Consider the following 7,177-nt stretch of genomic DNA (forward strand, 5'->3'; position numbering starts at 1 on the left):
CCCGTGGTGTTCTCCGCCCCTTCCCCCACCGGCCCCCCCCCCCCCCGTGGGGCCCCCCCGGCCGGGGGGGGGCCCGGTCGTCTCCGGCTCAGCCGCCGAGGGCGCGTTGGCGTTCCTCGATCACCTCCACCGCCTCGGACAGGCTCACGCCACGATGGAGTGTGCGGTATTCCTTGATCGCCTCGATCTTCTTGCCCGCCGACAGCAGCGCGTCGACCCGGGCCGAATCGCCGGCGTTCAGCAGCGGCCGCCCGGCGGAGTCGGTGGCCTCGATGCCGAGGTGTTCGATGATCAGGTCGAGTTTGTGCTCGACGCGGGCCAGCCTGCGCTCGAGTCTGCGGTTGCCGAACATGCCCTCGACCCTAGCGAGTCGGTGCTCGGACATCTCGGTTCGCCCGTGGCGTCACGACCCCGGCCGACAGCGCGCATACGACCACCGCTACCAACGGCACCACCAGAGCGGTGGTCAGCGACACCAGTTCGGTCAGACCGCCGATCAGCGCGGGCCCGGCGAGCAGGCCGAGATAGCCCAGGGCGAACACCCGGGACATGTCGGTGGCCGCGGTCGTCGACCCGAGATTGCCCGCGGCGGTGAAGATCTGCGGGATGCTGCCGGACAGTCCGAGCCCGCACAGCGCCCAGCCGGTGAGAGTCAGCGGCGTCCACGGCGAGACCACGATGAACGTCAGGCCGAGGGCGGCCAGCAGCATGCCGTGGCGGACCACCGCGACCGGGCCGATCGCCCCGCTGACCCGGTCGGCCACCAGCCGCCCGCCGGTCATGGTGATCGAGAAGGCGGCGAACGCCAGTGCGGCGGTGGCGTCGTCGACGCCGAGCCGGTCGCGCATCTGCAAGGTGCTCCAGTCGGCGGCCACACCCTCGGTGAGCAGCACCGCGAACGCGATCACCGCCAGCGCCAGCACCTTTCGCCCGTGCCCGGCGCGCGGGTCGTCGGCGGACGGCTCGCCGAGATCCGCTCGCGGTGTCCGCCCGCTGCCGGTCCGCACGGCGGGATCGTCCAGCGACACCGTCGCGCCGGGATCGCCGCCCGGTGCCGACACCTCGGCGCCGGGCACGGTGGCGTGGACGTCCTGGTGCGCGTCGGGCAGCATGCGCGGCACCCACAGCGCCGTCAGCGCGAGCCCGGCCAGACAGGTCAGCAGCAGGGTCAGGCGGAGGTCGAGGCCGAGGCGCAGCGCCCCGGCGCCCAGCAGCGAGCCGAGCAGCCCGCCGCCGGAGAACAGGGCGTGAAAGGCGGCGAGGATGGGTCTGCCGTACGCGCGTTCGACCTGCACGGCCTGGGCGTTCATCGACATGTCCAGCGCGCCGTTGGCGAAACCGAAGCAGGCCAAGGCGATTCCCAGCTGCACCGGACCGGTCGCCAGTCCGGGCCCGATCACCGCCACCGAGGCCGTCACCGCCGCCGCGCCCGCCTGCGTTCTGCTGCCGAACCGGTCGGCCATGGGCCCGGCCAGACGGATGCCCGCGATGGCGGCGCCCGCCATGAGCAGGATGAACATGCCCAATTCGGAATGCGAGACGCCGGTGCGGTCGGTGACGGCGGGGATGTGCACCACCCACATGGCTAGCAGGAAGCCGTTCACGCCGAAGACGGTGAACACCGCCACCCTGGCCAGGCGCAGCGCCGTGGCCGGTCGATCCGCACCCTGAAGACTCCCCGCACCGTTTCGACGGTACCGGCGCCGCCGTCCGCGAGTCGACGGTCCGCGCTCCCCGCGCGGCGCGCTGCTCGCGCGGGTTCCGCGTGGCGGTGGGCGGTGTCGCGCATGGGGTCACCGGGGCGCGCTCGGCTATCGTCGGCCGGGTGACACTGCCCTATCCCGTGCTCTGGCCGATGCCGACCCGCTGGGCCGACAACGACCACTACGGTCACGTCAACAACGTGACCTACTACTCCTACTTCGACACCGCGGTCAACGGGTGGCTGATGCAGGCCACCGGCACCGACATCCGCGAGCTGCCCGCGATCGGCGTGGTCGCGCAGACCTCCTGCACGTTCACCGGCTCGGTCAGTTTCCCCGACCAGTTGCGGGTCGGGCTGCGGATCTCACGCCTCGGGCGCTCCAGCATCACCTACGACCTCGGGCTCTACAAGGTGATCGGCGGCGAGGTGACCGGCGGTGAGGTGACCGGCGGCGGAACAGCCGGAACCGGCCGGGGCGCCGACACCGTGGTGAGCGCGGCCGGGGAGAACGGCGCCGAGCGGCTGGAGCTGTCGGCCACCGGCACCTTCGTGCACGTCTACGTCGACGCCGAGACCCGCAGGCCGGTGGAGATCCCCGAAGTCGTCCGGGCCGCGGCCGCGGCCATCGTCATCCGGTGACCCCGCCGCCGAGCAGCGCGGACTGGAACCGCCGCATCCCGGCCAGCCAGCGGTCGTAGTCCGCGCCCTTGCGCCGGTACATCTCCAGCACCTCCGGGTGCGGCAGGATGAGGAACTGTTCGGCGGCCACCCCGGCCACGATCACCTCGGCGACCTCCTCCGGGCTCAGCACGGCGCCCGCGCTGGTGACCGTCTTGATCGCCAGCGCCGAGGCCTGCTCGTCACCGGGCACCAGATCGCCCCGCAACAGCCGGGTGTCCACGCCCATCGGGCACACACAGCTGACCCGCACCCCCTGGTCGCCGTAGGTCACCGACAGCCATTCGGCGAAGCCGACGGCGGCATGCTTGGTCACCGAGTACGGCGCCGAACCGAGCTGGGTGAGCAATCCGGCAGCCGAGGCCGTGGAGACGAAACAGCCGCCGCCGCGTTCCACCCAGCCGGGCACGAGCAGCCGCGCCGCCCGCACGTGCGCGAGTACGTTGACCTCCAGCGCGGCCGACCACTGCTCCTCGGTGCTGTCCAGCCCGGGCCCGCCGCCGATGCCCGCGTTGGCGAAATACATGTCGACCGGCCCGAACTCGCTGCTCGCCCGCTCGATCAGCGCCCTGATCAACTGCTCGTCGGCCACATCCCCGGCCAGTGCCAGCGCGTTCGGCCCGATCTCCTCGGCCACCCGCACCACCGCGGCCCCGTCGAGATCGGCGACGACGACCTTCGCCCCGCCCTCGGCGAGCCGGTGCGCCAGTGCCGCACCGATTCCGCCGCCCGCGCCCGTCACGATGGCAACCTTGCCCGCAATATCCATTACCGCAGAGTAGCGGCAGCCCACAGCGGTGGCAGGCCGCGCCCGACGGGGTCCGGCGCGGGCGCGGGGCCGGGTGGGTGGAGGGTGCGGGGCTCAGTTCGTCCCGCTGAGCCGCTCCAGCAGCGGCGCGGTGCGCGGACCGACCAGCTCGCGCATCACCAGCGCCATGTCGGTGCGCTCCACACCCGGGATCTGCAGGATCTGCTCGGCCAGCCGGTAGAGGTCCTCGGCGTCGCGGGCCACGATCCGCACTGTGAGGTCGACCCGGCCGGTCATCCCGCACACCTCGGTGACCTCGGGGATCTCGGCCAGCGCGGCCACGATCGGGTCGAGCCGGTGCTGGTCGAGCACCACCGAGACGAAGGCGGCCAGCGGGTAGCCGAGCGTGCGGGGGCGCACCCGGCGTTCGATGCCCGCCAGCACGCCGTTGGCCTCCCAGCGGGCCAGCCGCGCCTGCACGGTGTTGCGGGACAGGCCGAGCCGAGCCGCCAGCTCGACGCCGGTCGCGCGCGGGGTCTCGATCAGGGCCAGCAGCATGCGGGCATCGGTCGCGTCGATGTTCGCCTCGGGTGCCTCGGGGGCGTCCTGACCGGTCATGTGACGCAGTATGGCACCGTTCGGCCGGTCTGGATTGCGCATTGTGCACAATCGTGTGTCGCCTACTTGCGCATCCCGCCAAAAGGAGGATGCTGTGAAGTAAGCCACACCGGCGGAGTAAGCCACACCGGCGAAGTAAGCCACACCGGCGAACCAGCCGCCACGAGGCGAACCGAGAACTGTGTGACAGGCCCACAAGGCCGCGAGCGCAGGAGGCGATACCCATGCCCGACCGAGCAACCGTTCCCGCTCCGAGTGCACCGCCCCACCGGGGCACCCTCCCCGACCGGGGAGCCGCGCCCCGCGGACGGCGTCCCGGCACCGATTACCCGGTGCAGCTGATCCAACCCGACGGCGCCAGGGTGCTCGATCGCGAACACGCCGCGCTCGTCGCCGACATCGGCCCCGACCGGTTGCGCGAGCTCTACCGCGACATGGTGCTCGCCCGGCGCGTCGACCTCGAGGCCACCGCGCTGCAACGCCAGGGCCAGCTCGGCCTGTGGCCGCCGCTGCTCGGCCAGGAAGCCGCCCAGGTCGGCTCCGCGCACGCCCTGCACCCCGACGACTACGTGTTCTGCAGCTATCGCGAGGCCGCCGTGGCGCTGTGCCGCGGCGTGGCGCCCGAACTGCTCACCCGCATGTGGCGCGGGGCGTCGCACCACTGCTGGGACCCGGAGGCGGTCGGCATGACCAACCCGAACATCATCGTGGGCGCCCAGGGCCTGCACGCCACCGGTTACGCCTACGCAGCCCAGCTCGACGGTGCCGAGATCGCCACCATCGCCTACTTCGGCGACGGCGCCAGCAGCCAGGGCGACATCGCCGAGGCGCTCGGCTTCGCCGCGAGCTGGAGCGCGCCGGTGGTGTTCTTCTGCCAGAACAACCACTGGGCGATCAGCGCCCCGGTCCGGGTGCAGAGCGCCACCCCCCTGGCGCGCCGCGCCTACGGCTACGGCATGCCGGGCATCCAGGTCGACGGCAACGACGTGCTCGCCGTCCTGGCCGTCACCAGGCAGGCGGTGGCGCGCGCCCGCGCGGGCGGCGGCCCCTCGTTCATCGAGGCCCTGACCTACCGCATGGGCCCGCACACCACCGCCGACGATCCGACGCGCTACCGCACCGCTGCCGAACTGGAGCAGTGGGCGCGCCGTGACCCGATCGACCGGCTGCGCAGGCTGCTCGAGCGGGAGTCGCTGTGGGACGAGGAGTTCGCCGCCGAGGTCGGCGAGCGCGCCGACGCCGCCTGCGCCGACCTGCGCCGCGCCACCCTGACCATGCCCGACCCGCCGCCCTCGGCGCTGTTCGAGCACGTCTACGCCGAGCCGCATCCGCTGATCGAGCAGCAGCGGCGCGAGCTCGCCCGAGCCGAAGGAGCCCTGTCATGACCACCACCACCTTCGCGGGCGCGCTGAACACGGCGATGCGCCGGGCACTGGAGAACGATCCCAAGGTCGTGCTGATGGGCGAGGACATCGGCAGGCTCGGCGGCGTCTTCCGGGTGACCGACACGCTGCAGAAGGATTTCGGCCCGCACCGCGTGATCGACACCCCGCTGGCCGAGTCGGGCATCATCGGCACCGCCTTCGGCATGGCCCTGCGCGGCTATCGGCCGGTGTGCGAGATCCAGTTCGACGGCTTCGTCTACCCGGCCTTCGACCAGATCGTCTCCCAGGTGGCCAAGATCCACTACCGCACCGGCGGCAAGGTGCTCGCCCCGCTGACCATCCGCATCCCGTTCGGCGGCGGCATCGGCTCGGTGGAGCACCACTCCGAGTCGCCGGAGGCCTATTTCGCGCACACCGCCGGTCTGCGGGTGGTCTCGCCGAGCACCCCCGCCGACGCGTATCACATGCTGCGCCAGGCCATCGCCGCCCCCGACCCGGTGATCTTCTTCGAGCCCAAGCGCCGCTACTGGGACAAGGCCCTGGTCGACTTCGACGCCGACCCCGACCTGCCCCTGCACGCCGCGCGGGTCCGCCGCCCCGGCGCCGATGTGACGGTGGTGGCCTACGGCGGCACCGTGGCCACCGCGCTGGCGGCGGCCGACATCGCCGCCGAGGAGGGCCGGTCGGTCGAGGTGATCGACCTGCGCAGTCTCGCACCGCTCGACATCGGCACCGTCGCGGAGTCCGTGCGCCGCACCGGACGCCTGGTGATCACCCACGAGGCCCCCGTCTTCGGCGGGTTCGGCGCGGAGATCGCCGCCCGGGTGGGCGAACAGTGCTTCTATCACCTGCAAGCTCCGGTGCAGCGGGTCGGCGGCTACGACATCCCGTACCCGCCCTCGAAGCTGGAGAAGTACCACCTGCCCGACTCGGACCGCATCCTCGACGCGGTCGACCGCTCCCTGGCCGCCTGAGGAGGGCCGCCCCTGTCCTCCCGGACCGAGGCGGCCCAGCTCCGCCGCTCGACCGATCCTGCCCGCTCCACCGGCCCTGCCCCCGATGCGGAAGAGGTGATCCGTGCCCGACACCGGCGCCATCCTGGAATTCCGGCTACCCGACCTCGGTGAGGGTCTCGCCGACGCCGAACTGGTCTCCTGGTCGGTCGGCGTCGGCGACCACGTCGACCTCAACCAGGTCATCGCCGAGGTCGAGACCGCCAAGGCCGTGGTCGCCCTGCCCTGCCCGTACACCGGCACCGTCGCCGAACTCCTCGCCGAGCCCGGGGAGACGGTCGTCGTCGGGGCGCCGCTGATCCGGGTCCGCGACGAGGGCGGCAACGCCCACCTCGGCGAGGTGACGGGCGCGGGATCGTCCGGGGCGAACGGGCACAGCGGGGGAGGGGCCGCCGCGGCCGACGCCGCGGGTGGTGCGGCGGGCAGCGCTGCCGGGGGTTCGAACGCGGTACTCGTCGGCTACGGCCCGCAGGGCGAATTCCGTTCCCGCCGAAGGGCGGCCGCGGGGGTGGCCGATGCCGGGACGACAGCGAAGCCGTCCGGGGAGCCCATCCCCGCCGTCCCGGCCGCGCGCAAGCTGGCGCGGGAGCTGGGGGTCGACCTCGCGCAGGTCGCGGGCTCCGGCCCGGACGGCGCGATCACCGTCGCCGATGTCCGCGCCGTCGCCGTGCGCGCCGCCCCGCGGACAGGGGCCGTGACACACGGGACGGGGGAGCGGCACGGCGGTGACCGGGAGACGAGGACCCCGGTGTCCGGGGTGCGCAAGCGCACCGCCGCCGCCATGGTCACCAGCGCCACCACCATCCCGCAGGCGAGCACCGCCCTGACCGTCGACTGCACCGCCACGGTCGACGCGGTCGAACATCTGCGCGCCACACCGGAGTTCGACGGTCTCCCGCTGACCCCGCTGACCTTCGCGGCCGCCGCCGTGCTGGCGGCCCTAGGCCAATATACATATTTGAAAGGGGAATTACACGATAACGCGAAGGAGATACTAAGCAGGCACAACGTAAACCAGGGTGTCGCCCCC

Annotated in this window: 8 protein-coding genes; 4 read left to right on the forward strand and 4 right to left on the reverse strand. The window is 72.7% G+C overall.

Translation table 11 applies throughout. The features are described 5' to 3' along the window. Positions 1-88 precede the first annotated feature (88 nt). Complete coding sequence (locus QH283_RS25570; protein WP_280505489.1) at positions 89-352, reverse strand: hypothetical protein; 264 nt, start codon at positions 350-352, stop codon at positions 89-91. 10 nt (positions 353-362) lie between these two features. After that, entirely contained in the window at positions 363-1,628 is a 1,266-nt protein-coding gene (locus tag QH283_RS25575; RefSeq protein ID WP_432420780.1) for an MFS transporter, read from the reverse strand. A 227-nt stretch (positions 1,629-1,855) separates the two neighbouring features. Here QH283_RS25575 and QH283_RS25580 point away from each other — a divergent pair, with 227 nt between their 5' ends. Beyond that, on the forward strand, positions 1,856-2,344 hold the full coding sequence (locus QH283_RS25580) for an acyl-CoA thioesterase (protein WP_280505496.1): 489 nt from the start codon (positions 1,856-1,858) through the stop codon (positions 2,342-2,344). Here the strand turns inward: QH283_RS25580 and QH283_RS25585 are convergent. Continuing rightward, positions 2,334-3,152, reverse strand: a complete 819-nt coding sequence (locus QH283_RS25585; protein ID WP_280505490.1) for an SDR family oxidoreductase — start codon at positions 3,150-3,152, stop codon at positions 2,334-2,336. The two genes, QH283_RS25580 and QH283_RS25585, sit on opposite strands and share 11 nt — an antisense overlap. Before the next feature lie 93 nt (positions 3,153-3,245). Further along, positions 3,246-3,749, reverse strand: a complete 504-nt coding sequence (locus QH283_RS25590) for an Lrp/AsnC family transcriptional regulator (protein WP_280505491.1) — start codon at positions 3,747-3,749, stop codon at positions 3,246-3,248. Positions 3,750-4,081: 332 nt separating this feature from the next. Here QH283_RS25590 and pdhA point away from each other — a divergent pair, with 332 nt between their 5' ends. The 3 genes from pdhA to QH283_RS25605 form a co-directional block, all read left to right on the forward strand. Continuing rightward, a complete protein-coding gene (gene pdhA / locus QH283_RS25595) occupies positions 4,082-5,134 on the forward strand; it encodes a pyruvate dehydrogenase (acetyl-transferring) E1 component subunit alpha (RefSeq protein WP_280505492.1) in 1,053 nt (350 codons plus the stop codon). Then, a complete protein-coding gene (locus tag QH283_RS25600) occupies positions 5,131-6,108 on the forward strand; it encodes an alpha-ketoacid dehydrogenase subunit beta (RefSeq protein ID WP_280505493.1) in 978 nt (325 codons plus the stop codon). The genes pdhA and QH283_RS25600 overlap by 4 nt, the downstream gene beginning before the upstream one ends. A gap of 103 nt (positions 6,109-6,211) precedes the next feature. Continuing rightward, positions 6,212-7,177 (forward strand): biotin/lipoyl-containing protein (locus QH283_RS25605; protein WP_280505494.1); only part of this gene is annotated, 966 nt, incomplete at its 3' end.

The organism is Nocardia farcinica (genome assembly GCF_029867845.1).
GTDB lineage: Bacteria > Actinomycetota > Actinomycetes > Mycobacteriales > Mycobacteriaceae > Nocardia > Nocardia farcinica_A.